Source organism: Streptomyces sp. SAS_272 (assembly GCF_052543235.1).
On the sequence record NZ_JBMNDR010000029.1, the window covers coordinates 62499 to 89149 of the forward strand.

General features: G+C 69.7%; 23 protein-coding genes, 1 tRNA gene and 2 pseudogenes. 2 read left to right on the plus strand and 24 right to left on the minus strand.

The genetic code is table 11. The annotated features are described in order from the left end of the window. Positions 1–5 precede the first annotated feature (5 nt). From atpA to ACN6LD_RS18460, 22 genes are all read right to left on the minus strand, one after another. Positions 6–1595, minus strand: coding sequence for a F0F1 ATP synthase subunit alpha (atpA, locus tag ACN6LD_RS18355; RefSeq protein ID WP_057584041.1), 1590 nt, complete (start codon positions 1593–1595; stop codon positions 6–8). A gap of 134 nt (positions 1596–1729) precedes the next feature. Beyond that, on the minus strand, positions 1730–2551 hold the full coding sequence (locus ACN6LD_RS18360) for a F0F1 ATP synthase subunit delta (RefSeq protein WP_319191513.1): 822 nt from the start codon (positions 2549–2551) through the stop codon (positions 1730–1732). Beyond that, entirely contained in the window at positions 2548–3096 is a 549-nt protein-coding gene (locus tag ACN6LD_RS18365; protein ID WP_079041661.1) for a F0F1 ATP synthase subunit B, read from the minus strand. The genes ACN6LD_RS18360 and ACN6LD_RS18365 overlap by 4 nt, the downstream gene beginning before the upstream one ends. 45 nt (positions 3097–3141) lie before the next feature. Continuing rightward, positions 3142–3387 carry an ATP synthase subunit c family protein gene (locus ACN6LD_RS18370; RefSeq protein WP_020131181.1) on the minus strand — a complete coding sequence of 82 codons (246 nt, stop codon included), beginning with the start codon at positions 3385–3387 and terminating at the stop codon, positions 3142–3144. A 72-nt stretch (positions 3388–3459) separates the two neighbouring features. Continuing rightward, a complete protein-coding gene (gene atpB, locus ACN6LD_RS18375) occupies positions 3460–4269 on the minus strand; it encodes a F0F1 ATP synthase subunit A (protein WP_057584053.1) in 810 nt (269 codons plus the stop codon). Positions 4270–4491: 222 nt separating this feature from the next. Beyond that, positions 4492–4905, minus strand: coding sequence for a hypothetical protein (locus tag ACN6LD_RS18380; RefSeq protein ID WP_319191516.1), 414 nt, complete (start codon positions 4903–4905; stop codon positions 4492–4494). 304 nt (positions 4906–5209) lie between these two features. Further along, entirely contained in the window at positions 5210–6556 is a 1347-nt protein-coding gene (locus tag ACN6LD_RS18385; RefSeq protein ID WP_319191517.1) for an MraY family glycosyltransferase, read from the minus strand. 173 nt (positions 6557–6729) lie between these two features. Further along, entirely contained in the window at positions 6730–7968 is a 1239-nt protein-coding gene (locus ACN6LD_RS18390) for a serine hydroxymethyltransferase (RefSeq protein ID WP_445043752.1), read from the minus strand. Positions 7969–8044: 76 nt separating this feature from the next. Beyond that, entirely contained in the window at positions 8045–8722 is a 678-nt protein-coding gene (locus ACN6LD_RS18395) for an arsenate reductase/protein-tyrosine-phosphatase family protein (RefSeq protein ID WP_057584057.1), read from the minus strand. Further along, the gene (locus ACN6LD_RS18400; protein ID WP_057584058.1) at positions 8719–9366 is read right to left on the minus strand and encodes an L-threonylcarbamoyladenylate synthase; all 648 of its coding nucleotides are present in this window, start codon (positions 9364–9366) and stop codon (positions 8719–8721) included. The genes ACN6LD_RS18395 and ACN6LD_RS18400 overlap by 4 nt, the downstream gene beginning before the upstream one ends. 89 nt (positions 9367–9455) lie before the next feature. Beyond that, positions 9456–10295 (minus strand): peptide chain release factor N(5)-glutamine methyltransferase, encoded by an 840-nt coding sequence (prmC, locus tag ACN6LD_RS18405; protein ID WP_057584721.1) that lies wholly within the window; start codon positions 10293–10295, stop codon positions 9456–9458. An 87-nt stretch (positions 10296–10382) separates the two neighbouring features. Further along, complete coding sequence (prfA, locus tag ACN6LD_RS18410) at positions 10383–11459, minus strand: peptide chain release factor 1 (protein WP_057584061.1); 1077 nt, start codon at positions 11457–11459, stop codon at positions 10383–10385. Between the two features lie 107 nt (positions 11460–11566). Continuing rightward, positions 11567–11791 (minus strand): 50S ribosomal protein L31, encoded by a 225-nt coding sequence (rpmE, locus tag ACN6LD_RS18415; protein ID WP_055632551.1) that lies wholly within the window; start codon positions 11789–11791, stop codon positions 11567–11569. A 171-nt stretch (positions 11792–11962) separates the two neighbouring features. Then, complete coding sequence (locus ACN6LD_RS18420) at positions 11963–13132, minus strand: LCP family protein (RefSeq protein WP_319191522.1); 1170 nt, start codon at positions 13130–13132, stop codon at positions 11963–11965. Positions 13133–13302: 170 nt separating this feature from the next. Further along, entirely contained in the window at positions 13303–15105 is a 1803-nt protein-coding gene (locus ACN6LD_RS18425; RefSeq protein WP_445043758.1) for a trypsin-like serine protease, read from the minus strand. 135 nt (positions 15106–15240) lie between these two features. Beyond that, the gene (rho, locus tag ACN6LD_RS18430) at positions 15241–17274 is read right to left on the minus strand and encodes a transcription termination factor Rho (protein WP_445043753.1); all 2034 of its coding nucleotides are present in this window, start codon (positions 17272–17274) and stop codon (positions 15241–15243) included. Positions 17275–17683: 409 nt separating this feature from the next. Next, the gene (thrB, locus tag ACN6LD_RS18435; protein WP_319191526.1) at positions 17684–18613 is read right to left on the minus strand and encodes a homoserine kinase; all 930 of its coding nucleotides are present in this window, start codon (positions 18611–18613) and stop codon (positions 17684–17686) included. 564 nt (positions 18614–19177) lie between these two features. Then, a complete protein-coding gene (thrC, locus tag ACN6LD_RS18440) occupies positions 19178–20236 on the minus strand; it encodes a threonine synthase (RefSeq protein WP_057584078.1) in 1059 nt (352 codons plus the stop codon). Between the two features lie 3 nt (positions 20237–20239). After that, positions 20240–21538: a homoserine dehydrogenase gene (locus ACN6LD_RS18445; protein ID WP_319191537.1), complete on the minus strand. Its 1299-nt coding sequence runs from the start codon at positions 21536–21538 to the stop codon at positions 20240–20242. A 176-nt stretch (positions 21539–21714) separates the two neighbouring features. Further along, positions 21715–23106 carry a diaminopimelate decarboxylase gene (lysA, locus tag ACN6LD_RS18450; RefSeq protein WP_319191530.1) on the minus strand — a complete coding sequence of 464 codons (1392 nt, stop codon included), beginning with the start codon at positions 23104–23106 and terminating at the stop codon, positions 21715–21717. Positions 23107–23120: 14 nt separating this feature from the next. Then, entirely contained in the window at positions 23121–24248 is a 1128-nt protein-coding gene (nrtL, locus tag ACN6LD_RS18455; RefSeq protein WP_445043754.1) for an ArgS-related anticodon-binding protein NrtL, read from the minus strand. 322 nt (positions 24249–24570) lie between these two features. Then, on the minus strand, positions 24571–25062 hold the full coding sequence (locus ACN6LD_RS18460; protein ID WP_445043755.1) for a response regulator: 492 nt from the start codon (positions 25060–25062) through the stop codon (positions 24571–24573). Between the two features lie 111 nt (positions 25063–25173). On the opposite strand from ACN6LD_RS18460, the gene ACN6LD_RS18465 reads away from it, so the two are divergent. Both ACN6LD_RS18465 and ACN6LD_RS18470 read left to right on the plus strand, forming a co-directional pair. Continuing rightward, positions 25174–25245, plus strand: a tRNA-Arg gene (locus tag ACN6LD_RS18465). A gap of 303 nt (positions 25246–25548) precedes the next feature. Further along, entirely contained in the window at positions 25549–26148 is a 600-nt protein-coding gene (locus tag ACN6LD_RS18470) for a hypothetical protein (protein ID WP_445043756.1), read from the plus strand. Positions 26149–26211: 63 nt separating this feature from the next. Here the strand turns inward: ACN6LD_RS18470 and ACN6LD_RS18475 are convergent. Further along, positions 26212–26491, minus strand: a pseudogene (locus ACN6LD_RS18475) (tyrosine-type recombinase/integrase); the annotation flags it as partial. A gap of 11 nt (positions 26492–26502) precedes the next feature. Beyond that, positions 26503–26651: pseudogene (locus ACN6LD_RS18480) on the minus strand (IS5/IS1182 family transposase); the annotation flags it as partial.

Sequence of the window (26651 nt, forward strand, 5' to 3'; positions counted from 1 at the left end):
TTACGTCACTTGGCCGCGGCCGGGGCGTCCTCGCCGAGAAGCTTGCCGTCCGAGGTCTCGAACTGCTTCTTGAACTCGGCGATGGCGTCGGCAACAGCGGTGAGGGTGTCGTCCGACATCTTCGCGCCCTCCTTGATGGAGGTCATGAGGCCCTGCTCCTTGCGGTGCAGGTACTCCAGGAGCTCCTTCTCGAAGCGGCGGACGTCGGAGACCGGAACGTCGTCCATCTTGCCGGTGGTGCCGGCCCACACGGAGACGACCTGGTCCTCGGTCGGCATCGGCTGGTACTGCGGCTGCTTGAGCAGCTCGACCAGGCGCTGACCGCGCTCCAGCTGCGACTTCGACGCCGCGTCCAGGTCGGAACCGAAGGCGGCGAACGCCTCCAGCTCGCGGTACTGGGCGAGGTCGAGGCGGAGCCGGCCGGACACCTGGCGCATGGCCTTGTGCTGGGCGGAGCCGCCGACGCGGGAGACCGAGATACCGACGTTCAGGGCCGGACGCTGGCCGGCGTTGAACAGGTCGGACTCCAGGAAGCACTGGCCGTCGGTGATGGAGATGACGTTGGTCGGGATGAACGCCGAGACGTCGTTGGCCTTCGTCTCGACGATCGGCAGACCGGTCATCGAGCCCGCGCCCAGGTCGTCGGAGAGCTTCGCGCAACGCTCCAGCAGACGGGAGTGCAGGTAGAAGACGTCACCCGGGTAGGCCTCGCGGCCCGGCGGACGGCGCAGCAGCAGCGACACGGCGCGGTAGGCGTCGGCCTGCTTCGAGAGGTCGTCGAAGATGATGAGGACGTGCTTGCCCTCGTACATCCACTGCTGACCGATGGCCGAACCGGTGTACGGCGCCAGGTACTTGAAGCCGGCCGGGTCGGACGCCGGGGCGGCGACGATGGTCGTGTACTCCAGCGCGCCGGCCTCTTCGAGGGCGCCGCGCACGGAGGCGATGGTCGAGCCCTTCTGGCCGATGGCGACGTAGACGCAGCGGACCTGCTTCTTCACGTCGCCGGAGCGCCAGTTGTCGCGCTGGTTGATGATCGTGTCGACGGCCAGGGCGGTCTTGCCGGTCTGGCGGTCACCGATGATCAGCTGACGCTGGCCACGGCCGATCGGGGTCATCGCGTCGACGGCCTTGTAGCCGGTCTCCATCGGCTCGTGCACCGACTTACGGGCCATGACGCCCGGAGCCTGCAGCTCCAGGGCACGGCGACCGGACGTCTCGATCTCGCCGAGGCCGTCGATCGGGTTGCCGAGCGGGTCGACGACACGGCCGAGGTAGCCCTCGCCGACGGCGACGGACAGGACCTCTCCCGTGCGGGTGACCGGCTGGCCCTCCTCGACGCCGCTGAACTCGCCGAGGATGACGGTACCGATCTCGCGCTCTTCGAGGTTGAGCGCAAGACCGAGGGTGCCGTCCTCGAACTTCAGCAGTTCGTTGGCCATGGCCGAGGGGAGGCCCTCGACCTTCGCGATGCCGTCGCCGGCAAGGGTGACCGTACCGACCTCCTCGCGCGAGGCCGCGTCCGGCTTGTACGACTGGACAAAGTTCTCCAGCGCGTCCCGGATCTCCTCCGGCCGGATCGTGAGCTCCGCCATCTGGGTTCCCTGCTCTCCTTGTTGGGCCCGAAGTTTCACTTTGGGGGGATGGGGACTCCCCCCTGAAAGAGGTGAATCCTCTGCACGGCCCAACCAGGGCCGCCATCAGTTCGTACTGCGGTCTTGAGTTGCTGCTAGCTCGCCATGCGGCGGGCGGCGTCCTCGATGCGGTCCGCGAGGGAGCCGTTGATCACCTCGTCGCCGACCTGCACCCGGATCCCGCCGAGGACCGCGGGGTCCACGTCGAGGTTGAGGTGCATCGGGCGGCCGTAGAGCTTGGCGAGGGCGGCGCCGAGGCGCTGCTTCTGCGGGTCGCTCAGCGGTACCGCCGAGGTGACGACGGCGACCATGCGGTCCCGGCGCTCAGCGGCGAGCTTGGACAGGGCCTCGAGGCCCGCTTCCAGGCTACGTCCACGGGGCGCGGTCACGAGGCGCGTCACCAGTCGCTCGGTGGCCGCGTCGGCCCGGCTGCCGAGCAGGCTGCCCAGCAGCTCGCTCTTGGCCGAGACGGTGGCCTTCCGGTTGGTCAGTGCGGCGCGCAGCTCGGTGTTCGAGGAGACGATCCGCCCGAAGCGGAACAGTTCGTCCTCGACGTCGTCGAGCGTGCCGGCCTTCTGCGCGGCCGTGAGGTCGGCGAGGGACGCCAGCTCCTCCAGCACGTCCACCAGGTCGCGGGACTGCGACCAGCGGGAACGCACCAGGCCGGACACCAGGTCGGCGGCGGGGCCGCTGATCCGGGAGCCGAGCAGGCGCTGGACCAGCTCGGCCTTGGCCTCGCCGGCCTGCGCCGGGTCGGTGAGGACCCGACGCAGCGAGACCTCGCGGTCGAGCAGCGCGGTGACGGTCGCCAGCTCACCGGCGAGCTGCGCGGCGTCCACGGACGTGGAGTCCGTCAGCGCGTCGAGACGCTCACGGGCTGCTGCGAATGCCTCGCGGCTCGCTCCGTGTGCGGTCATCGAGACGCCTCGGCCTTCTCCTCGAGCTCGTCGAGGAAACGGTCGATGACGCGGCTCTGACGGGCATGGTCCTCGAGGGACTCCCCGACGAGCTTGCCGGCCAGATCGGTGGCGAGCTTGCCGACGTCCTGACGCAGCGCGGACGCGGCGGCCTTGCGGTCCGCCTCGATCTGGCTGTGTCCGGCGGCGACGATCTCCTCGCGCTGACGCTGGCCTTCCGCGCGCATCTCGGTGATGAGCGTGGCGCCCTGCTCCTGCGCCTCCTGGCGCAGCCGCGCGGCCTCGTGACGGGCCTCGGCGAGCTGGGCCTTGTACTGCTCCAGGACGCTCTGGGCCTCCGTGCGAGCAATCTCGGCCTGTTCGATCCCGCCCTCGATGGCGTCGCGACGCTCTTCCAGAACCTTGTTGATGTTCGGAAGGAGCTTCTTGCCCAGGACGAAGAACACGATCGCGAAAGCGATCAGACCGATGACGAGCTCGGGGATCTCCGGGATCAGAGGATTCTGGGCCTCCTCCTCAGCCGCGATTTGCAGCAAGGGCGAGATCACATCAGTTCCTTCCGTGGAATTCTCTCGTCGGCGTGGACCGGATCAGGACGTCGGGTAGACGAAGCCCATGACCAGACCGATCAGGGCGAGCGCCTCACAGAGGACGAAGCCCAGGATCTGGTTCTGACGGATCAGGCCGGCGGCCTCGGGCTGGCGGGCCAGCGCCTGGGTGCCGTTACCGAAGATGATGCCAACGCCGACGCCGGGGCCGATGGCCGCGAGACCGTAGCCGATGGCAGCGAGGTTGCCCTTGATTTCGACCGCGGCGAGGGTGTCGAGAGCGGACATGCCGTAACTTCCTTCTCTTTACACAGGCCGGTGGGGGTTGGCCACCGGAAGTTCAGGGGGTGGTGCGGGTGCTCAGTGGTGCTCGGCGAGCGCGCCCTGGATGTAGCTGCAGGACAGGAGGATGAAGACGTAGGCCTGGAGGGCCTGGATGAACAGCTCGAACACCGTCATCACGAGGACCATCAGGAACGAGACCGCCGAGTAGGCGATGCCGATGCCGTTGAGCAGGTACCAGGTCCCGATGGTGAAGATCAGGATCAGCACGTGCCCGGCGAACATGTTGGCGAAGAGCCGGACGGCGTGGGTGAACGGCCGGATGAACACGTTCGACAGGAACTCGAAGAACATGACCATCGGGAACACCGGGCCGAGCGACGGGTCGTAGCCGGTGATGTTCTTCCAGCCGCCGATGAAGCCGTGGCGCTTGAACGTCAGGCTCATCCACACGACGTAGACGATGGCGGCGAGACCGACCGGGAACGCGATGACCGCGGTGGCCGGGAACTGGGCGATCGGGATGATCGACCACAGGTTCATGATCCAGATGAAGAAGAACAGCGCGAACATCAGCGGGACGTACTTCTCGCCCTCGCGCTTGCCGATCGTCTCGTACACGACCCCGCGACGGACGAAGTCGTAACCCGCCTCGCCGACCATCTGGAGCTTTCCGGGAATCAGCTTCGGCTTGGCGAAGGCCGCCCAGAAGAATCCGATGACGATGACGGTGGTCACCAGCGAGAGCAGCATCGGCTTGTTGAATTCGATGCCGCCGACGGTGAAGAGCGGCTCGAACATGAACGAGTGCAGGCCGGGGGTCGGGAAACCGCACCCGTCGAAAATATGACAGTCGGTCTCGAAGGCGAGCGTCTTGGCGTTACTCACCGCGAGCTCCTTCAGCGTGGCGCATGGGTACGGCAACCTCGATGTGTCGGCGCGGCCTGCGACCGCGGGACGGCACTGGACTGGACTTGCGGATCAGGGGGCGGCGACCGGGCTCCGAACCGTGAGGCGTCACAGGCACTCTTGCCGCCCGCGCCAGCTCTGCCGCAGTTGTGGCGAGACCATAGCAAAAGAGCGGAAGTCCCTTTACACCGGCCCTACAGGTCACGACGACGTCCGAGCGGAATCCGGCTCGACGTAGAGGATCTTGGCCTTCATGTGCGAACGCACCTGGGCGGCGATCCACACCAGGGTGGCCGCGAGCAGCGTGAAGGCGAAACATTTCGGATCGAAGGCCGAGGTCCCCTTGAACGTGATCAGCACGATCATCAACAGCAAAATCTGAGTGGTGTACAGCAACAGCCCCATCGACTGGAACAGATGGGGAAGCTGGCGCGCGGTGCGCAGCAGCACCATCAACCCGCCGCCCATGAAAAGCAGGACGAGCAGCGCACCGAAGACGGCGCCGAGCGCTCCCTTGCCGCCGGCAACGGCGGCGCTCACCGCGACTCCCGCCACACCCGCGAGCGCGGTGGGCAGGGCACAGTGCAGGAGCGTTCGTACGTCGTTGGACTGCATGGCGGCAACTCCGCATTCAACGGGGGGCAGGGTGTCGTCATGGACGAGCGTAGTCCCGGCCCGAGGGGGCGAGTGACCTCGCTCCGCCTCGCTCCAACGGACCGTCTCAGCACGGTCCTTCGGCTCTATCCGGGGGTTCTCGTGAACCGTATCACAAACTATTTGATGAGGTCTTTACCTGGAAGGTGTGCGCACTGTCACACATGAGAGTGACAGTGCGCGTCTGTGCAGAAACCGGGGTGGCTTGTCTGGTATTGGGAGCTTTGCCCTCCCCGGACTCTCCCACGACTTGGCAATGCTCTCGTCAGATTCTTACCTTGGAGCTGCGCCGCCCACCGATCGCGGTGGCCCCGTTGGCCCCCGTCACCCCGACCGTGACGGGCGCCTGCTGCGTCTCCTGAGCACGGGCCGCGGCCGGCTCCTGGTCAGCCCCGGACGGCTCGGCGGAGGCCGCCGGCTGCTGCAGGACGGCCGCGGAGCCCCGACGGCGCCGGTAGCGGGGCGGGACGAACGCCTCGGCCCAGCGCGGAGCGCGCGGCGTGAACCGCGGCAGCAGGAGCAGGCCCAGCCCGATCGCGCTGAGGAACACGACGCCGAGGACGATCCACATGGATGCCGAGTTGACCGAGTAGGCGAGCGCGCCGAACGCGATCAGCGCCGACCAGAAGTACATGATCAGCACCGCGCGACTGTGCGAGTGGCCGATCTCCAGGAGCCGGTGGTGCAGGTGCCCCCGGTCCGCGGCGAACGGCGACTGGCCGCGCCAGGTGCGGCGCACGATCGCCAGGATGAGGTCGGCGGCCGGGATCGCGATGATCGTCAGCGGCATCACCAGCGGGATGTAGACCGGCACCATCTGGTGGACGGCGGCGCGTTCCGAACCGGAGAACAGCTTCATCACATCGGGGTCGACCTGACCCGTCACGGAGATCGCGCCCGCGGCCAGCACCAGCCCGATCAGCATCGAGCCCGAGTCGCCCATGAAGATCCGGGCGGGGTGCATGTTGTGCGGCAGGAAGCCCAGGCACATGCCCATCAGGATCGCCGCGAAGAGCGTCGCCGGAGCGGCCGCCTCGATGCCGTACGAGTACCAGATGCGGTACGCGTACATGAAGAACGCTGCCGCGGCGATGCACACCATCCCGGCGGCGAGTCCGTCGAGCCCGTCCACGAAGTTGACGGCGTTGATGGTGATGACGACCAGCGCCACCGTCAGCAGCGTGCCCTGCCACTGGGTCAGGGCGACCGTGCCGACCAGCGGCACCGGCAGCCACAGGATCGTCAGACCCTGCATGACCATCACGCCCGCGGCGATCATCTGGCCGCCCAGCTTGATCAGCGCGTCGATCTCGAACTTGTCGTCCAGAACGCCGATCAGCCAGATCAGCGCCGCTCCGGACAACAGGGCGCGCGGCTCGTTCGACTTCTCGAAGACCTCGTTGAGGTTGGTGAGGTGGTCGGCGACCAGCAGGCCGGCGCACAGACCGAAGAACATCGCGATCCCGCCGAGCCGCGGAGTGGGTTCCCGGTGCACGTCACGGGCCCTGATCTCCGGCATCGCTCCGGCCACGATCGCGAACTTCCGTACCGGCCCTGTCAGCAGATACGTCACCGCGGCCGTGATGCAGAGCGTCAGCAGGTATTCACGCACGGGCTTCCCCACATGTCTCGCCGGCCATCTCAGTCCCACACCCTAGCGATCGACTGCGCCACCACGCATATGTGTGAGGACTTCCGGGTAGTGACGATGGTTTCACGTGAGGCTGTGCACTCTGACGTACCGGGGGTGCGCAGCGGGAGCGCACAGGGCGCGTCTACCCCGGTTCAGGCCGGATAGGGCGGGAACTCCAGGGTCAGTTCGCGCACGTCCTCGCGGGCCGTCCGGGCGTCCTTCTCCTCCCGCAGCACCCCGGCCAGCAGCGCCGCGATCCGCGTCATCTCCGCCTCCCCCATGCCCTGCGTGGTCACCGCCGCTGTGCCCAGGCGCAGGCCACGGGCGTTGCCGTGCGGCAGGGCGCAGCAGTCCAGGACGATGCCGGCGGCCGCCAGCAGGCCCCGTGCGGCGCGTCCGTCGAACCCGAGGGGCGCGGTGTCGGCGGTGATGAGATGCGTGTCCGTGCCGCCGGTCGTCACGACCAGCCCCTCCCGCTGCAGCGCGGCCGCGAGAACCCTCGCATTGGCGACCACCTGATGGGCGTACGCGGCGAACGCCGGCGTCGCCGCCTCCCCGAACGCGACCGCCTTCGCGGCGACGGTGTGCATCTGCGCACCGCCCTGCGTGAACGGGAAGACAGCCCGGTCCACGCGCTCGGCGAGGTCCCTGCGGCAGAGGATCATCCCGCCGCGCGGGCCGCGCAGCACCTTGTGGGTGGTGGCGCAGACGATGTCGGCGTACGGCACCGGGGAGGGCGCCGCTCCCCCGGCGACCAGGCCGATGGGGTGGGCTGCGTCGGCGATCAGGAACGCGCCGACCTCGTCGGCCACCTCACGGAAGAACGCGTGGTCGAAGTGGCGCGGATAGGCGATGGACCCGCACACGATCGCCTTGGGCCGGTGGGCCCGGGCCAGCGTGCGCAGCTGCCCGTGGTCGATGAGCCCGGTCTCCGCGTCCACCCCGTAGGGGACGAAGTCGAACCAGCGTCCGGAGAAGTTCGCCGGCGAACCGTGGGTGAGATGGCCGCCGTGGGGCAGCCCGAGGGCCAGCACGGTGTCGCCCGGCCGCAGCAGCGCGGCGTAGGCGGCCAGCACCGCCGAGGAGCCCGAGTGCGCCTGCACGTTGGCGTGTTCGGCGCCGAACAGCGCCTTGGCGCGGTCCACGGCGAGGCGTTCGGCGACGTCGACGATCTCGCAGCCGCCGTGGTGGCGGGCGCCCGGATAGCCTTCCGCGTACTTGTTGGCGAGCGGCGAGCCGAGGGCGGCGAGCACGGCGGGCGAGGTGAAGTTCTCGGCGGCGATCAGCTGCAGCGTCGACGCCTGTCGCTCCCGTTCCCCCAGGAGGATCCCGGCCAGCTCGGGGTCCTGCCGGCGCAGGACATCGGTCTCGGGGGCATGGGTGACCGACATGGTGCGCTCCGGGCGTCGACGGTGACGTACGTCCAATGTAGGCCCGCACCGCCCGCCACGCCCCACGCCCGCGCGGTCAGGCTCGCGTGGGGACCCCCGTCAGGGCCGTGACCACCGGGTCCAGGGCCTGGTGTATCTCGTCGCCGATCGAACGGAAGAACGGCAGGGGCGCCCCGTACGGGTCGTAGACCTCGTCGGCCTCCAGGGTCGGGGCCAGTAGCCACCCGCGTAGCGCCGCGGCCGCGCGGACCAGCGCCCGGGCGCGCATCACGACGCCCTCGTCCAGCGGCGGCAGGGTGGCCGGGTCGATGGCGTTCACCAGGCGGGTGAACTCCTTCAGGGTGAAGGTGCGCAGCCCCGCCGAGTGGCCCATGGAGATGACCTGGGCCCGGTGGTCGCGGGTCGCCGTCAGGACCAGGTCGGCCATGATGACGTGCTCGTCGAGGAGCTCCCGGCCGGTGAACCCGGACGCGTCCGCGCCGAACTCGGCCAGCACGGTCTCCGCGTTGGCCTCCATGGGCGCGCCCTCATGGCCCCAGGTGCCCGCGCTCTCCACGATCAGCCCGCCGCCCAGCAGGCCGAGCCGCTGCGACACGAAATGCCGGGTCAGCCGCTCGGTGATCGGCGAGCGGCAGACGTTGCCGGTGCTGACGTGGAGGATGCGGAAGGTGTCGCGCGGATATCCGAACGTCGTCGTCTGCTCCGCGGCACGTTCCCCGTTGCCTATGCCACGCCCCGCGTCAGGGGCTGTCAATTCGCCACCTCGAGGTCGGGTACGACCTTCCGCAGCTCGTCCGCGGAGATCGCGCCCGCCCGCAGCAGCAGCGGCACCTCACGGCTGACGTCGACGATCGAGGAGGGCACGTTGCCGGGGGTCGGACCGCCGTCGAGGTAGACGGAGACCGAGTCGCCGAGCATCTCCTGCGCGTAGTCGCAGTTCTCCGGCGCCGGGTGGCCGGTGAGGTTGGCGGAGGACACCGCCATCGGGCCGACCTCCGTCAGCAGTTCGATGGCGACCGGGTGCAGCGGCATGCGCACGGCGACCGTGCCGCGGGTGTCGCCCAGGTCCCACTGCAGCGACGGCTGGTGCTTGGCGACGAGCGTCAGCGCGCCCGGCCAGAACGCGTCGACCAGTTCCCAGGCCAGCTCGGAGAAGTCCGTGACGAGGCCGTGCAGCGTGTTCGGGGAGCCGATGAGGACGGGGGTGGGCATGTTGCGGCCCCGGCCCTTGGCGTCCAGCAGGTCGGCGACGGCCTCCGAGGAGAACGCGTCGGCGCCGATCCCGTACACCGTGTCGGTCGGGAGGACCACGAGCTCGCCACGGCGGACGGCGGACGCGGCCTCGCGCAGACCGGTCACACGGTCGGTCGCGTCGTTGGTGTCGTATCGCCGAGCCATCTAGCGAGCCTCCTCGTACACGAAATACACGAAATACACGAATGCGGACGCGCACACGTCCTGCTGCGGGTCGAGCGTGCGGGGGGCGCTCACGGCGTCGCCCTGCGGGCGGTGGCGAAGCGCGGACGGTTGTTGAGGTCGGGGTGGTCGGCCGCGTCGGCCCAGCCGCGCTCCTCGGTGAAGATCCACGGCACCTGGCCGCCCTGGGTGTCGGCGTGCTCGATGACGACGACGCCGCCGGGACGCAGCAGCCGGTGCGCGGTGCGCTCGATGCCGCGGATCAGGTCGAGACCGTCCTCGCCGGAGAACAGGGCGAGTTCGGGGTCGTAGTCACGGGCTTCCGGGGCGACGTACTCCCACTCGGTGAGCGGGATGTACGGCGGATTGGAGACGACGAGGTCGACCTGGCCGTCGAGGTCGCGGAAGGCGTCCAGGGCGTTGCCCTGACGCAGGTCGACCCTGGAGCCCTCCATGTTCTTGCGGGTCCACACCAGGGCGTCCTCGGACAGCTCCACGGCGTGCACGCGGGAGCGCGGGACCTCCTGCGCGAGGGCGAGCGCGATGGCGCCGCTGCCGGTGCACAGATCGACGATCCGGGGCTCGACGACGTCCATGGCGCGTACGGCGTCTATGGCCCAGCCGACGACCGACTCGGTCTCGGGACGCGGCACGAAGACCCCCGGGCCGACCTGGAGCTCCAGGTACCGGAAGAAGGCCCGACCGGTGATGTGCTGGAGCGGCTCGCGCTGCTCGCGCCGGGCGATGACCTCCCAGTACCGGGCGTCGAAGTCGGGGTCCTTCACGGAGTGGAGTTCACCGCGCTTGACGCCGTGCACGAACGCCGCGAGCTCCTCCGCGTCGTTGCGCGGCGAGGGCACGCCGGCGTCGGCCAGCCGCTGGGTGGCCTGAGCTACCTCAGCGAGCAGCAGACTGCGAGGGCTCGGGGGGCGTCCCCCAAATGATTGCTGCACGCAAGTCCTCCGTGTCGTACTCGTCGTGCGTCCGTCCTACAACGCCTACGCGGCCGCGAGCTTGGCGGCCGAGTCCGCGTCGACGCAGGCCTGGATCACCGCGTCCAGGTCGCCGTCCAGAACCTGGTCCAGGTTGTACGCCTTGAAGCCGACCCGGTGGTCCGAGAGGCGGTTCTCCGGGAAGTTGTACGTGCGGATCTTCTCGGAGCGGTCGACGGTGCGGACCTGACTGCGGCGGGCGTCGGCGGCCTCCCGCTCCGCCTCCTCCTGCGCCGCCGCCAGCAGCCTGGAGCGCAGGATACGCATCGCCTGCTCCTTGTTCTGCAGCTGGCTCTTCTCGTTCTGGCAGGAGGCGACGACTCCGGTGGGAACGTGCGTGATGCGCACGGCGGAGTCGGTGGTGTTGACGGACTGGCCGCCGGGGCCGGAGGAGCGGTACACGTCGATGCGGAGGTCGTTCGCGTTGATCTCGACGTCGACCTCCTCGGCCTCGGGCGTCACCAGGACGCCGGCGGCGGAGGTGTGGATCCGGCCCTGCGACTCGGTCGCGGGCACCCGCTGCACGCGGTGCACCCCGCCCTCGTACTTCAGCCGCGCCCAGACGCCCTGCCCGGGTTCCGTCGCGCCCTGCCCGCCCTTGGTCTTCACCGCGACCTGGACGTCCTTGTAGCCGCCCAGCTCGGACTCGGTCGCGTCGATGATCTCGGTCTTCCAGCCCACGCGCTCGGCGTAGCGCAGGTACATCCGCAGCAGGTCGCCGGCGAACAGGGCCGACTCGTCGCCGCCCGCGCCCGCCTTGATCTCGAGGATGACGTCCTTGTCGTCGGACGGGTCCCGGGGCACGAGCAGCAGCCGAAGCTTCTCCGTCAGCTCCTCGCGCTGCTTCTCCAGCTCCTTGACCTCGGCGGCGAAGTCCGGGTCGGAGGCGGCGAACTCGCGCGCGGTCTCGACGTCGTCGCCGGTCTGCTTCCAGGAGCGGTACGTGCCGACGATGGGGGTGAGCTCGGCGTAGCGCTTGTTGAGCTTGCGCGCGTTGGCCTGGTCGGCGTGGACCGACGGGTCGGCGAGCTTCTTCTCCAGGTCGGCGTGCTCTCCGAGCAGCTCCTCGACGGCCTCGAACATGGTGGGCTCCTGAATGACGTACGTGGGGGAAGGGCGGGCGACCAAAAACGCCGGTCCCGGCGTGCCCCGGGCGGGGGCACTGCCGTGGACCGGCGAAGAGGGGCTCGCTACTTCTTGGAGCCGGCGGCGGCCTTGCCGAAGCGGGCCTCGAAGCGGGCCACACGGCCACCGGTGTCGAGGATCTTCTGCTTGCCCGTGTAGAACGGGTGGCACTCGGAGCAGACGTCGGCGCGGATGGCACCGCTTCCGATCGTGCTGCGGGTGGTGAACGACGCGCCACAGGTGCAGCTGACCTGCGTCTCGACGTACTCGGGGTGGATGTCGCGCTTCAAGGTGTCTCCTAGTTTCGGGAGGGCGCCGGGTCGCTGCCGCGGGATACGGCAAACGTGAACCGGAGCCGACGTACCAGTCTGCCAGCACTGGCCGCATCCCCCAAAACCGGGGGGCGGGGCGATCTATTCCCCCGAGGGGTCCGCGGGGCCTGGGGCGGCGAACCCGCGCCGCTACGACGAGGTCACGACCCCGGCCGCCTCGCCGCTGGCGTTGCCCTCGGTGGCCGCCTTCGGGACGGGCCGGTCGTTCTTCAGCGCCGTCCACACCTGCTCGGCCTTCGTCTCGGAGACGAGGACGCGGTTGAGGTTGGACGGGTCGTACCGGACCGGCATCGTCACCATGGTCATGTCGGTCGCGCCGATGCCCTTGAGGCCGCCCGCGAAGGACATCAGGGCGTTCAGCGACCCGAGGTCGGAGTCGGTGGTGACGGCCTTGGTGGCGGTGTCGGCGAGGGCGTACAGCTTGGTGCCGCTGTGGAAGAGACCGATGTGCTTGACCTGGTCGACCAGGGCCTTGATGAAGGCCTGCTGGAGCTGGATGCGGCCGAGGTCGGAGCCGTCGCCCACGCCGTGCCGGGTGCGGACCAGGCCGAGCGCCTGACCGCCGGTGAGCGTGTGGGTGCCCGCGTCGAGCTTCAGGTGGCTGTCGGGGTCGTCGATCGCCTTGGTCGTGGTGACCTCGACGCCGCCGAGTTCGTCGACGAGCTTCTCGAAGCCGGCGAAGTCGACTTCCAGATAGTGGTCCATACGGATGCCGCTCATCGCCTCGACCGTCTTGACCGCGCAGGCCGCGCCGCCCGTCGAGTACGCCGAGTTGAACATCACGTCGGACGCGGCGTCGTGCGTGACGCCCTTCGGGTCCGTGCAGGCGGGCCGGTCGATGAGGGTGTCGCGCGGTATGGACACCACGCTGGCGCTCTTGTGGCCCTCGTAGACGTGCACGACCATCGCCGTGTCGGAACGGGCGCTGCCGTCGTCCGCGCCGCCGCCGAGCTTCTTGTTCGCGCCGGAGCGGGTGTCCGAGCCCAGCACGAGGATGTTCTCCGAGCCGTTGTCCACCTTGGTGGGCCGCGACGTGCCCAGCGCGTGGTCGATGTCGACGCTCTTGATGTTGCCGTTGAGCTTGAAGTACAGGTATCCCGCTCCGGTGCCGCCCAGCACCAGGACGCCCGCGGCGCTCCACGCGGCGATCAGCAGGCCCTTGCGTCTGTCGCCGCGCTGTTTGCGGTGGCGCGGACCGCGCCGACCGTCCTGACCGCCCGGACCGCTGCGGTCGGCTGCCCCGCTCGTCGTGCCGGCCTCACCCGGTGTGCCGGGCTCCGGCGTGCTCTCGGCAGACATGTGCTCCTCTGTTCTCGTGGAACCTCACCATCGTCACTCCGTCAGGACAGACGGGGAAACTCGGGACAGGGTTACACGACGCTCCGTGCGCACAATGCGTCGGAGCGGTCACGGAGCGTGCTCGCAGGTGAGGGCCGGACCGGGCTCTCACCTGCGATTTCGCGGGGGTTTCAGCCGAAGATGTCGTACTGCTTGAACGTCGTCCCGAGTGAGACCCTTGTGGCAAAGATCGCACTCGTGGCTTTTCCGGTGCCCTTGTAGAGATAGAGCGCTCCGGCGGGCGTACGGGCCAGCAGATCGGCCACGCCGTCGCCGCTGACGTCCCCGACGGCTGCGACGACGTTGTACGTCGTGCTGCTCCACGTGGCGACCTTGACGCGGGCCGCGAAGGCGGACGCGGCCGTGCCGTTGCCCTTGTACAGGTAGACCGCGCCGGTGCTCTTGTCGCGGGCGATCAGGTCCGCCCTGCCGTCGGCGGTGAAGTCGCCGTGGCCGCGCAGGACGTTGTACCGGTTCCAGCCCGTGCCGTTCTTGACGCGCGCGGCGAAGGAGCCGCCGCCGTTGCCCGGGTAGACCCACAGGGCGCCGGCCGAGTCGACGGAGACCAGGTCGGGAAGGCAGTCGCCCGTGACGTCGCCGGGAGCGACGATCTGGGTGCGGGTCTTCCAGTTGTCGGCGATCAGCTTGGTCGCCCAGGTGCCGCTGGAGGGCACGTAGTGGCGCCAGAAGACGTCACCGTCGGAGGCGCGCCGCAGGACGAGGTCCTGGACGCCGTCGCGGTCCAGGTCGGTCTGCAGGACCAGGTTGTAGCTGCTCCAGCTGCCCCAGGACTCGCGGGCGCCCAGCGAGGCGCCCTTGGAGTCCATCTCGTACCCGATCTTGGTGGACGAGCTGCGCGCCCACAGGTCGGCCAGGTGGTCGCCGCTGAGGTTGGCGTCGTCGACGCGCGGGTAGGCGCTGCCGACGTACGAGGAGACCTTGCTGAAGACGCTGTACGCGCCGCTCTGGACGCAGTTGGTGACGCCCCAGGAGACGACGCCCACGATCCGGTCCTGGCCGGCCGCGTTCCGCACGATCAGCGGCCCGCCGGAGTCGCCGTTGCAGGCGGTGGTGGTGCCCGTGTCGGCGCCGGTGGCGGGCGTGCCCGCGCACACCATGTGGCCGGGGCGGTAGTCGGCGCCGTAGTAGTCCGAGCAGGTGGCGTCCGACCGCATCGGCAGCACGGCCGTCTTCAGCGTCTCGGAGAGGTCCTGCGTTTCGGAGGTGGTCCGGCCCCAGCCGTACAGCGTGGCCTTCGTGCCGGTCGCGTACGAGGCGGTGTCCGTGCTCGTCGTCATCTTGACCGGCGTGGCCCTGACCGGCGTCTCCAGGGTCAGCACGGCGATGTCGTTGTCGATGGTCGTGGCGCTGTAGGACGGGTGGTTCCACTGCCGGCGGACGTAGGTGCCGGTCCCGCCGTGCAGGCTGCCGTCGTCGGACATCAGCTGCGCGCTGCCGGTGACGACGTAGCCGTGGGCCTGCCAGTTGTAGCCCTTGACGCAGTGCGCTGCGGTGAGGATCTTCGTCGGCGAGACGACCGAGCCGCCGCAGAAGAAGCCGACGTCGTCGGCGGTGGTGCTGGTGCCCCGGTCGTCGCCGTACCAGAGCTGGGCCATCCACGGTGCGCGGGTGACGGTCGTCGTCGTGCCGCCGATGATCTTCGGGTCGACCTTGGTGGCGCCGACGCTCGTGCTCCCGCTGAGGGAGGCCTTCGCGGCCTGCCCCGGCGTCTCGTCGCCGCTGACCGCGACATCGATCAGCTTGCGCAGCTCCTTGGCCGACTTCGTCGCGGCCGGGGCGGGCGCCGGAGGCGTCTCGGCGGCCTGGGCGGACGACAGGAACAGCGTGCCGGCGACGGCCGCCGCCAGGCCGGCCGCCGCGACGGGCAGAGCGATCCGTATCCGGCGTCTGTGCCGGCCGCCGCCCCCGGACATGGGTGTACCCACGCGAGTCCCCCCTCAGGGATCAGGATGGTGGAAGAGCGAGATCGTATCCCGCCCGTGAAACGCGGATCAGGGCCGCCCCCGCGTGCGGGGACGGCCCTGATCCGATGTCTGCGGGCTACGACGTCAGTCGTTGTTGTTGCCCGGCGACGGCGTCGTCTTCTGGATCTGCATCAGGAACTCGCCGTTCGACTTCGTCTGCTTCATCTTGTCGAGGAGCAGCTCGATGGCCTGCTGCTGGTCGAGCGCGTGCAGCACCCGGCGCAGCTTCCAGGTGACCGCGAGCTCCTCGGCGCCGAGCAGGATCTCTTCCTTGCGGGTGCCGGACGCGTCCACGTCCACCGCCGGGAAGATGCGCTTGTCGGCGAGCTTGCGGTCGAGCTTGAGCTCGGCGTTGCCGGTGCCCTTGAACTCCTCGAAGATCACCTCGTCCATGCGGGACCCGGTGTCCACCAGCGCGGTAGCGAGGATGGTCAGCGAACCGCCGTCCTCGATGTTGCGGGCCGCACCGAAGAAGCGCTTCGGCGGGTACAGGGCCGTCGAGTCGACACCACCGGACAGGATGCGGCCGGAGGCCGGGGCGGCGAGGTTGTACGCACGGCCCAGACGGGTGATCGAGTCGAGCAGCACGACGACGTCGTGGCCCAGCTCCACCAGACGCTTGGCCCGCTCGATGGCGAGCTCGGCGACCGTGGTGTGGTCCTCGGCCGGACGGTCGAAGGTCGAGGAGATGACCTCGCCCTTGACCGACCGCTGCATGTCGGTGACCTCTTCCGGACGCTCGTCGACCAGGACGACCATCAGGTGGCACTCGGGGTTGTTGTGCGTGATCGCGTTGGCGATCGCCTGCATGATCATGGTCTTGCCGGTCTTCGGCGGGGCCACGATCAGACCTCGCTGGCCCTTGCCGATCGGCGCGACGAGGTCGATGATGCGGGTGGTCAGGACGCCCGGGTCGGTCTCCAGACGGAGCCGGTCCTGCGGGTAGAGCGGCGTCAGCTTGTTGAACTCGGGGCGTCCGCGCCCGGATTCGGGCGCCATGCCGTTCTGCGAGTCCAGGCGGACCAACGCGTTGAACTTCTCGCGGCGTTCCCCGTCCTTCGGCTGACGGACGGCGCCGGTGACGTGGTCGCCCTTGCGCAGACCGTTCTTGCGGACCTGGGCGAGCGAGACGTACACGTCGTTCGGACCCGGCAGGTAGCCGGAGGTCCGGATGAACGCGTAGTTGTCCAGGATGTCCAGGATGCCCGCGACGGGGATCAGGACGTCGTCGTCGGCGAGCTGCGGCTCGGGGGCGCCGATCTCGTCGCGCCCGCGGCGGCCACGGCGGTCGCGGTAACGGCCGCGACGGCCACGCCGGCCGTCGCCGAACTCGTCGTCGTCCTGCGGGCCGTTGTCGCGCTGCTGCTGACCCTGACGGCCGCCGCCCTGCTGCTGACCCTGCTGACCGCCGCGCTGCGGCTGGCCGCCCTGCTGGTCGTCGCCCTTGCGACGGTCACCGCGGTCACCGCGGTCGCCACGGTCCCCGCGCTCGCCACGGTCACGGCCGCGCTCGCGGCGGTCGCGGCGACGGCCCTCGCCGCCGTCGGCGTCGCTCTTGGCGTCGCCCTGCGGCTGGGCCTGGGCCTCGGTCTGCGCCGGCGCGGGCGCCTCGGCCTTCGGCGCGCTCTTCGCCTCGGCGGCGACCGTCTCCGGGCTGCCCGCGTCGGCGGTGGCACGACGGCGACGGCGCTCGGCCGGCGCGTCGGCGCCGGCCGGCTGGCCGGGAATCTCGATCTGCTGCTGGGCCACGGCCTTCTCGGCGGCGGCCTCGGCCGGGGCGGCGTCCGCCTTCTTGTCGGCGGCCTCTCCCGTGCGGGCCTTGGAGGTGGCGCGGCGCTTGGGCTTGGCCTCGGCGGCCGACTCCTCGGCCTTGGCCGGGGCGCCGCCCGCCTGCGCCTCCTTGATGACCTCGATCAGCTGGCTCTTGCGCATCCGCGCGGTGCCCTTGATGCCGAGGCCGGATGCGACCTGCTGCAGCTCGGCCAGCACCATGCCCTCGAGGCCGGTACCGCGGCGTCGCCGGGAGCCTGCACCGGTGGCAGGCGCGGAGGCGTCCGTGGCGGGCGCGGCAGCGGTCTCCTCGACACGTGCGCCCATCAGATCGGTGGTGTCGCTCACGAAGGGTCCTTCCCTGGAGCGGACGTCGGCCTGTCTGGCTCGGCGACCGTTTGTGCTGTCCGACTTCGGTCCTTGCTGTGGCGAAGCCGGGGCGGTGGTCCGCCTTGTGCGGCGGAAGAGAATTTGCAGGTGATGGCGCTTCCCCGACGTGTCGTGACACCCAGTGTCACGTGGCGTGGTAGCACCGATTCCGGAGCGTGCCCTGCGGACCGTTCAGCGTCGTTGCACGGCGTACTGCCCAGGTACGACGTACGGAACGCAGTGCGGCTTGGGGAGCTCCCGGAAGAATGTCTGTCCCGAAGGGGGACACGAAGCACCTCGCCGTGGTGGGGTCGGGTGCAGACTTGAGGTTAACACTACCGGATCCAACAAACATTCCCCCTCTCGAAATCCGGCGACCGAGCGCTTTTTACATGTCGCCGGAGGGCGCAAGAGGCAGCACGCACGCCCCCTGCAGGTCCATGGCCAGGCGGTTCGCGGCCCAGTCCGCGCCGGCCGAGGACTCGATCTTGTCGGCGGTGCCCGCGTCGGCCAGCGCCATCACGGTGGGTCCGGCGCCGGAGATGACGGCCGGGATCCCGTCGGCGCGCAGCCGCTCCACCAGCGCGGCGCTCTCCGGCATGGCCGGCGCGCGGTACTCCTGGTGCAGACGGTCCTCCGTGGCGGGCAGCAGCAGTTCGGGGCGCCGGGTGAGGGCTTCGACGAGCAGCGCGGCCCGGCCGGCGTTGGCCGCCGCGTCGACGTGCGGGACGGAGCGCGGGAGCAGGCCGCGCGCGGTCTCGGTGAGGACCGGCTTTCCGGGCACGAAAACCACCGGAACGATGGAATCGGCGGGCTCCGTCCTGATCGCCCGTGCGGCGCCGGCCTCCATCCAGGACAGGGTGAAACCGCCGAGCAGACAGGCCGCCACGTTGTCCGGGTGGCCCTCGATCTCGGTCGCGAGCTCGAGCAGGGCGGCGTCGTCGAGCCTGCTCTCACCGCCTATCGTCACCGCGCGCGCGGCGACGATGCCGGCGCAGATCGCGGCGGAGGAGGAGCCGAGGCCCCGGCCGTGCGGGATGCGGTTGGCGCAGACGATCTCCAGTCCGCGCGGCTGACCGCCGAGGACGTCGAACGCGGTGCGCAGGGAACGGACGAGCAGATGCGTCTCGTCACGCGGCAGCGTCTCGCTGCCCTCACCCGCGATGTCGATGTGCAGCCCGGAGTCGGCCACCCGGACGACGACGTCGTCGTAGAGCCCAAGGGCGAGGCCGAAGGCGTCGAAACCCGGGCCGAGGTTGGCGCTGGTGGCGGGAACGCGCACGCGCACGGGGGCGGCACGGAAGGCGGGACCGGCCATCTTGCGATGACTCTCCTTGAGCTGCGGGGCTGTCGAATGAGATGCGCTACGTACATGAGGACCCTGCCGCCGCTACGGCGACGCGGCACCGCGGCATATGCGGCGGGCGGGTTCGGTACAGCCTATCGAAGGAAGGTTCTGCGGCGACATAGGGCGCACAGGAGGCGCACGATGCGTGTCGTAAGCCCCCTGTGCACCCCCGATGGGGAAGTCCCCGTCGGGGGTCTCGACGATTCGCCGTCACGCCTCCGCCGAGTCCCTCGCCGAGCCCTCCGCCGAGTCACCGCCGGGTCACCGCCGGGTGGGTGTTCCCGGTGCGGGTGCTCCGGGTGCGGGTGCTCCGGGAGCGGCTGTTCCCGGTGCGGGTGCTCCCGAGGTGGGTGCTCCCGAGGTGGGTGCTCCCGATGGAATCGAGTGTTCCGGTGGAGGTCGACGTTCCGGTGAAACCGGTGTCGTCGGCGGGTCGTCCGCCGTCGTCCACCGTCCATCGGCGGATCGGCGACCGTCCACCGTCGAACGGCGGGCGCTGGTGGGGCGCCCGCCGGTCCGTGGTGGACAGGTCCGCTACGCGAGTCCGAGACGCTCGGCCGCCGTGACCGCGTCGACCGGGACGGTGACGGGCTGCGGGGCGCCGGCGACGGCCCAGTCGGGGTCCTTGAGGCCGTTGCCGGTGACAGTGCAGACGATGCGCTGACCGGGGTCGACCAGACCCTGCTCGGCGGCCTTCAGCAGACCGGCCACCGAAGCGGCGGACGCGGGCTCCACGAAGACGCCCTCCTGAGCCGCCAACAGCCGGTAGGCGCGCAGGATCTCACGGTCCGTCACCTCGTCGATGCGGCCGCCGGACTCCTCCTCGGCCGCCAGCGCGAACTTCCAGGAGGCGGGATTGCCGATACGGATCGCGGTGGCGATGGTCGACGGGTCCTTGACGATCTCGCCGCGCACGATCGGAGCGCTGCCGGACGCCTGGAACCCCCACATCCGGGGGGTCTTGGCGGCGATCTTGTCGGCGGCGTACTCCTGGTACCCCTTCCAGTACGCGGTGATGTTGCCCGCGTTGCCGACCGGCAGGACGTGGATGTCGGGGGCGTCGCCGAGCATGTCGACGATCTCGAAGGCGGCCGTCTTCTGCCCCTCGATGCGCACCGGGTTCACCGAATTGACCAGCGCCACCGGGTAGTTGTCGCTCAGCGCGCGGGCGAGGGTGAGGCAGTCGTCGAAGTTGCCGTCCACCTGGAGGATCTTCGCGCCGTGGACGAGGGCCTGGCCCATCTTGCCGAGCGCGATCTTTCCGCGCGGCACGAGCACGGCCGAGACCATGCCCGCACGGACGGCGTAGGCGGCCGCGGAGGCGGAGGTGTTGCCCGTCGAGGCACAGATGACTGCCTGCGCGCCCTCCTCCTTGGCCCGCGTGATCGCCATCGTCATACCGCGGTCCTTGAAGGACCCGGTCGGGTTGGCGCCCTCCACCTTGAGGTGGACCTCGCAGCCCGTGCGCTCGGAGAGCACCTGCGCGGGCACGAGCGGCGTGCCGCCCTCACGGAGCGTCACGACCGGCGTGCTGTCGGATACCGGCAGCCGGTCCCGGTACTCCTCGATGATTCCGCGCCACTGGTGGGTCATTGGTTACTCTCCTTCAACCCGCATGATGCTGGCGACACCCCGCACGGTGTCGAGCTTGCGCAGCGCCTCGACGGTCCCGGTGAGGGAGGCGTCGGACGCGCGATGGGTGACGACGACGAGGGAGGCCTCGCCGCTTCCGTCCAGTCGGCCCTGCTGCCGCACGGTGTCGATGGAGACTCCGTGCTCGGCGAAGACGGTGGCGACCTGGGCGAGAACGCCAGGCTTGTCCGCGACGTCGAGACTGATGTGATACCGGGTGACGACGTCGCCCATCGGCGACACCGGCAGGGCGGCATACGCCGACTCGCCGGGCCCCGTCGCCCCGCTGAGCCGGTTGCGGCAGACGGCGACGAGGTCGCCGAGCACGGCGGAGGCGGTGGGTGCACCGCCGGCGCCGGGGCCGTAGAACATGAGCTGGCCGGCCGCGTCCGACTCGACGAACACGGCGTTGTAGGCGCCGCGCACCGAGGCCAGCGGATGGCTCAGCGGAATCATGGCGGGGTGCACCCGCGCGGTCACGGACCCCCCGTCGGCCGCCCGCTCGCAGATGGCGAGCAGCTTGATGGTGCAGCCCATCTGCCGGGCGGAGGCGAAGTCGGCCGACGTCACCTCCGTCATGCCCTCGCGGTACACGTCGTCGAGGCGCACACGCGTGTGGAAGGCGATCCCGGCGAGGATGGCGGCCTTGGCGGCCGCGTCGAAGGCCTCGACGTCGGCGGTCGGGTCGGCCTCGGCGTACCCCAGGGCGGTTGCCTCGTCGAGGGCCTCCTGGTAGCCGGCGCCGGTGGAGTCCATCTTGTCGAGGATGAAGTTGGTGGTGCCGTTGACGATGCCGAGCACCCGGTTCACCTTGTCGCCGGCGAGGGACTCGCGCAGCGGCCGGATCAGCGGGATGGCGCCGGCGACGGCGGCCTCGTAGTAGAGGTCCTTGCCGTGCTCGTCGGCGGCGGCGTGCAACGCGGCGCCGTCCTGGGCGAGCAGCGCCTTGTTGGCGGAGACGACGGAGGCGCCGTGCTCGAAGGCGGTGGTGATGAGCGTGCGCGCGGGCTCGATGCCGCCGATGACCTCGACGACGACGTCGATGTCCCCGCGTTTGACGAGGGCGGTGGCGTCGGTGGTGACGAGGGCGGGGTCGATGCCTTCCCGGACCCGGGACGGCCGTCGCACGGCGACACCGGCGAGCTCCACGGGAGCGCCGATCCGCGCGGCGAGGTCGTCGGCGTGCGTCGTCATGATGCGCGCCACCTCTGAGCCGACCACTCCACAGCCCAGCAGCGCCACCTTCAGCGGACGCGTACGCATCATCCGACCTCGTTTCCTGAATACCGTCTACGGCAGTTTCCGGTTGGTTCAGTCTCACTCACCGGACCGGGGTTTCTATCCCTGGTCCGGATCGTGAGACATGTATTTCATTTTCCCAGCGGCGGCAGACAGGAGATCTTCCGCCCTTTCTTCTCCGCCGCCCTATTCTCCGTCGCTCAGCCCACGTCGAGCCGCAGCAGGTCCTCCTCGGTCTCCCTGCGGACGACGACCCGCGACTCCCCCTCGTGCACGACGACCACCGGCGGCCTCAGCACGTGGTTGTAATTGCTGGCCATGGAACGGCAGTACGCCCCCGTCGCGGGGACGGCGATGAGGTCACCGGGCGCCAGGTCCGACGGCAGGAACGCGTCCTTCACCACGATGTCCCCGCTCTCGCAGTGCTTGCCGACCACGCGCGCCAGCATCGGCTCGGCGTCGCTGGCACGCGAGACGAGCGCGACGCTGTACTCGGCGTCGTACAGCGCGGTGCGGATGTTGTCGGACATGCCGCCGTCGACGGAGACGTACGTCCGCAGCCCGTCGAGCGGCTTGACGGTGCCGACCTCGTACAGGGTGAAGGCGGTGGGTCCGACGATCGCGCGGCCCGGCTCGACGGAGATGCGCGGGGTGCGCAGCCGTGCGGCCTCGCACTCCCGGGTGACGATCTCGGTCAGCGCCTTGGCGATCTCATGCGGCTCACGGGGGTCGTCGTCGCTGGTGTACGCGATGCCGAGACCGCCGCCGAGGTCGATCTCGGGCAGTTCGACGCCGTGCTCGTCCCGGATCACCTTGAGCAGCCCGACCACCCGGTGGGCGGCGACCTCGAACCCCGACATGTCGAAGATCTGCGACCCGATGTGCGAGTGGATCCCGATCAGCTCGAGCCCGTCGAGCTGAAGGGCGCGCCGCACCGCCTCGGCCGCCTGCCCGCCGGCGAGCGGGATCCCGAACTTCTGGTCCTCGTGGGCGGTGGCGATGAACTCGTGCGTGTGGGCCTCGACGCCGACGGTGATGCGGATCTGCACCCGCTGGCGCCTGCCGAGGGACTGCGCGATGTGTGCGACCCGCACGATCTCCTGGAAGGAGTCGAGGACGATGCGCCCGACCCCCGACTCGACGGCCCGGCGGATCTCCTCCGTCGACTTGTTGTTGCCGTGGAAGGCGATGCGGTCCGCCGGCATGCCGGCGGACAGGGCGGTGGCCAGCTCGCCGCCGGAGCAGACGTCGAGGTTGAGCCCCTCCTCGTGCAGCCACCGCACGACGGCCCGGGACAGGAACGCCTTGCCGGCGTAGAAGACGTCCGCGTCGTTCCCGAACGCGGTGCGCCAGGCGCGTGCCCGGCCGCGGAAGTCCGCCTCGTCGAGGATGTAGGCCGGGGTGCCGTGCTGCTCGGCGAGGCTGACGACGTCGACGCCGCCGACGGTCAGCACACCGTCGGCGTTGCGTGTGACGGTCTGCGCCCAGACCTTGGCGTCGAGGGTGTTCAGATCGGCGGGCGGCGCGGAGTAGTGGCCCTCGGTCAGGACGTCGGCGTGACGGGGCCCGGCGGGGTGGGCGGAACGGCTCATCTGGGCGTGCTCTCTCAGAGGTGATCGGGTGCGTCGATACCGAGCAGGGACAGGCCGCCGGCCAGCACCGCCCCGGCGGCTTCGGCGAGCGCGAGCCGGGCACGGTGGGCGGCCGAGGGTTTCTCCTCACCACGGGGAAGGACGACGGGAAGCAGGACGAGGGTCACGTCGGCCAGCGCGAGAAGGTGCCGGGCCAGACGGGAGGGAGCGCCGGCGTCGAGACCGGGGGTGCCCGGCTGCGCGACGTCGGTCACGGCCGTGGCCAGGATGCGGGGGTAGTCCGCGAGAAGGGAAAGAAGTTCGTGGGCTTCGGCCGGCACGTGAAGACCGAAGTCGGCGGCGACGACATCCGTGACGGATTCTGCGACGGACTCCATGACGGCGTCCGTGGCAGCATCCGTGACGGCAGCCGTGACAGCAGCCGTGACAGCATCGTGCGGGCCGGAGCCGGACCACGCCCCGAACCCGAGATCGGCGGCGTTGCGGCGCACGGCCCGGGTGCGGGCGTGTGCGTAACGCACCCGGAAGACAGGATTGCTCTCCCGCTGGACCAGATGATCGGCGGTGACCCGCGGCCGGTCGTGCGGGGCCGGATGGAGAAGGGCCCAGCGTGCGGCGTCGAGACCGAGCGGAGCCGGGTCCTCCGGGGCGGGCGCGGGCCGCAGGGTGACGGGCCCGTCGTGACTGACGTCGACGCGACCGCCCTGCGCCGCGACGATCCGCGCGAGCGCGTCGGCGACGACCTCCGCCCGGATCTCGTACGGCACCCGCACCGCGAAGACCCGCCCGGCGAGCCTGTCGTCGTGCCCGTACCGCGGTCCTTCACCGAGAACACGCCGGACGAGGACCGCGGCGGCCGAACCGTCGAGGCTGAGGTTGAGGAACCCCGGCCCGGTGATCTCGACGCGGGCGACCCCTTCGGACGCGGCCAGGTACGACCGGAGCACCTCGGCGACACGGAGCGGGGGCTGCCCGGCCGGCCGGGCGAGCTGCAGGGCGATGTTCGTGGCGTAGTCCCCACGCCCACCGGGCCCCGGCGGCGCGACGACGGCACGCGCAGGAACGTCCACGCTGAGCTCCCCGGCCTCCACGGCACGACGCACCGCGCGCAGCACGGTACGGGAGAGCTCGACGGGGGTCACGGGACCAGCGTAGGGGAGGAGGGGGGTGGGTAGGCGAGCAGGTTTGCGAGAGGTCCGCGATGTGGACGCCGACACAGAAAAGACGAGGCAGCGAAGACGAGGAACGAAAAAGCGAGCGCCGGGAGACCGGGGACCGGTGGAAGCGCGGACGAGCGGACGAGCGGACAAGTGGGAGCGGGGACGAGAGGAAGCGAAGCCCAGAACAGGAAAAGCAGCTCCACTCGACACGGAACCAGCTCCACTCGACACGGAACCAGCTCTACTCGAATCGGAACCAGCTCCACTCGACACGGAACCAGAGCTACTCGACAGGCAAGCGGCCCTACTCGATCACGGGCCCCGCGCCGGACCCGCCACCCGTCCCGGCCCCCACGCCCTCCCCCGCGCCGCTCTCCCGATCCATCAAGGTCCGAATGAGCTGGACGAGTTCGGCGGGATCGAAGGGCTTGGCGAGGAAGGCGTCAACGCCGACCTCCAGCCCGGCCTCCACCTCGTACTGCGTACAGGCACTGATGATGGCGAGCGGAAGATCGCGCGTGCGTGGATCGGTACGCAGCCGAGCGGCGGTCCGCAGCCCGTCGAGCCGTGGCATGGCGACATCGAGGGTCACGAGATCGGGTCGCACCTGATGGACGACTTCCAGACACTCGACACCATCGGACGCGGTCACGACCTCGATGCCCTCCAGCTCGAGATTGACCCTGATCAGCTGCCGGATGACCTTGTTGTCGTCGACAACAAGCACCCGGCCCGACGCGCCTGGCACCCCTCGAGAGTAGGTCCGGACCGGCCACCGCGTCCGGGTTTTCCCCACTTCCACCCCCCGCGGACGACGCTCCGGCCCGCAGAAACACGTTCATGAACACCCCGAGGGAGCTGGTAGTGTTCTACCCGTCGCCGCGAGCAAACAACTCCGGCCAGACACGCCCCCGTAGCTCAGGGGATAGAGCAACGGCCTCCGGAGCCGTGTGCGCAGGTTCGAATCCTGCCGGGGGCACCTTGCATGAGGTGCCCAAAGACCCCGCCACCAGCGTTTTCGCTGAGGACGGGGTCTTGGCGTATGTGCAGACAGATGCAGCCCGGAGCGGCCGTATGTAGAGGCCTGTGGACGAGGCGTGGACGGGATCTTGGCGCATCGCCGCAGGTGAGTCGCGCTCGCGGCAGTCGGTCTGGTCAAGCAGCCGTCCGCCAGACGCGAGCCTGCGGTGTCAGAGGCTTGCGCTTGGATGAGCGGGTGACCGTTCAAGACGTTGCTCGGCAGCTGCCCGAGATAGCCGTCCTCCGTGAGCACTGCCGTTCCATGGCCACTGTGGAGGCAATCCTGAGCCCTGATTGGGCCGACCGGTACCACTCCTTCGACGACCACTGGTCCGAGAAGGAGTCGATGGCCTCGATGCGTAACGGATCGGGCGACGAGTACTCCATCGTTTTCTCCGACGCCGGCGCCTACGTCCGTGGATTCGATCATGAATCGCCGATGAGCCCCTATGCAGAGGACGGGCCATGGCCCGGAGTGCTCGATGAAGTACCGGATGTCTTCCGGCGGTGCGTCGAGGAGCCCGCGTTCTCGGATGAAGACGGAATGCCTGTCGTCACCGCGTGCATGTGGCGAGAGACGGAAGACGACGGCTGGAAGACAGGGACGATCGACTTCCCTCACCGGGCAACGGACGATCCGGACGGCGCCGACTACCTCTTCCAACTTCTGACCAATCGCTCACCGGAGGCGTTCCAGCGGTGGGCCGAGGACTACTACGAAGTCCCCGTCGACCTGGAGGCTGTCCGTCACGTCTTCTCCTCGCGTCCTCTGACCGAAGAGGTGGTCAGCGCATTGAACTCAGAAATCGCTCTGACAGATCTCATAGAGGACATAGCGGAGATCGGCTATCCGATGAGATGAGACAGCCAACAACGACGAGGCCCCTGGACGCGATGCCAGGGGCCTCGGATGCGGGAAAATGTGTCACTCGTACTCGCGAAGCAAGTCCTCGATACGCCGGTTGGCCACGTCCTGCCGTCCGTCGAGGCACTTCGCGTAGCGGGTCAGCAACACCTCGACGCTGTTGCCGGCGCGCTCAGCGACCTCGGTCGGGTCAACACCGGCATTGAGCCAGGCGACAGCGCTGAGTGTCGAAGGTCGTATGGCCGACTCGCGAGCGGCGAGGAGGCGGCGGGAGCGCGAGGAGCCGGGCCTCCTGCCACACGCGGTAGTAGGTCGAGGACGGGACGACCGAACCTTTCTCACTGCGCCTCTTCAGCGTTGCTGCTCCAGGGTGAGGATGGCCTTGGCGATTGACGTCATGCGGTTGGGGCTGCACCGGGATCTGCGGAAGATGCGCCAGGACTTCAGCCTGGCGACGCCGCGTTCGACGGGTGCCCGTGCTGCGGCCAGTGCCCGGTTGC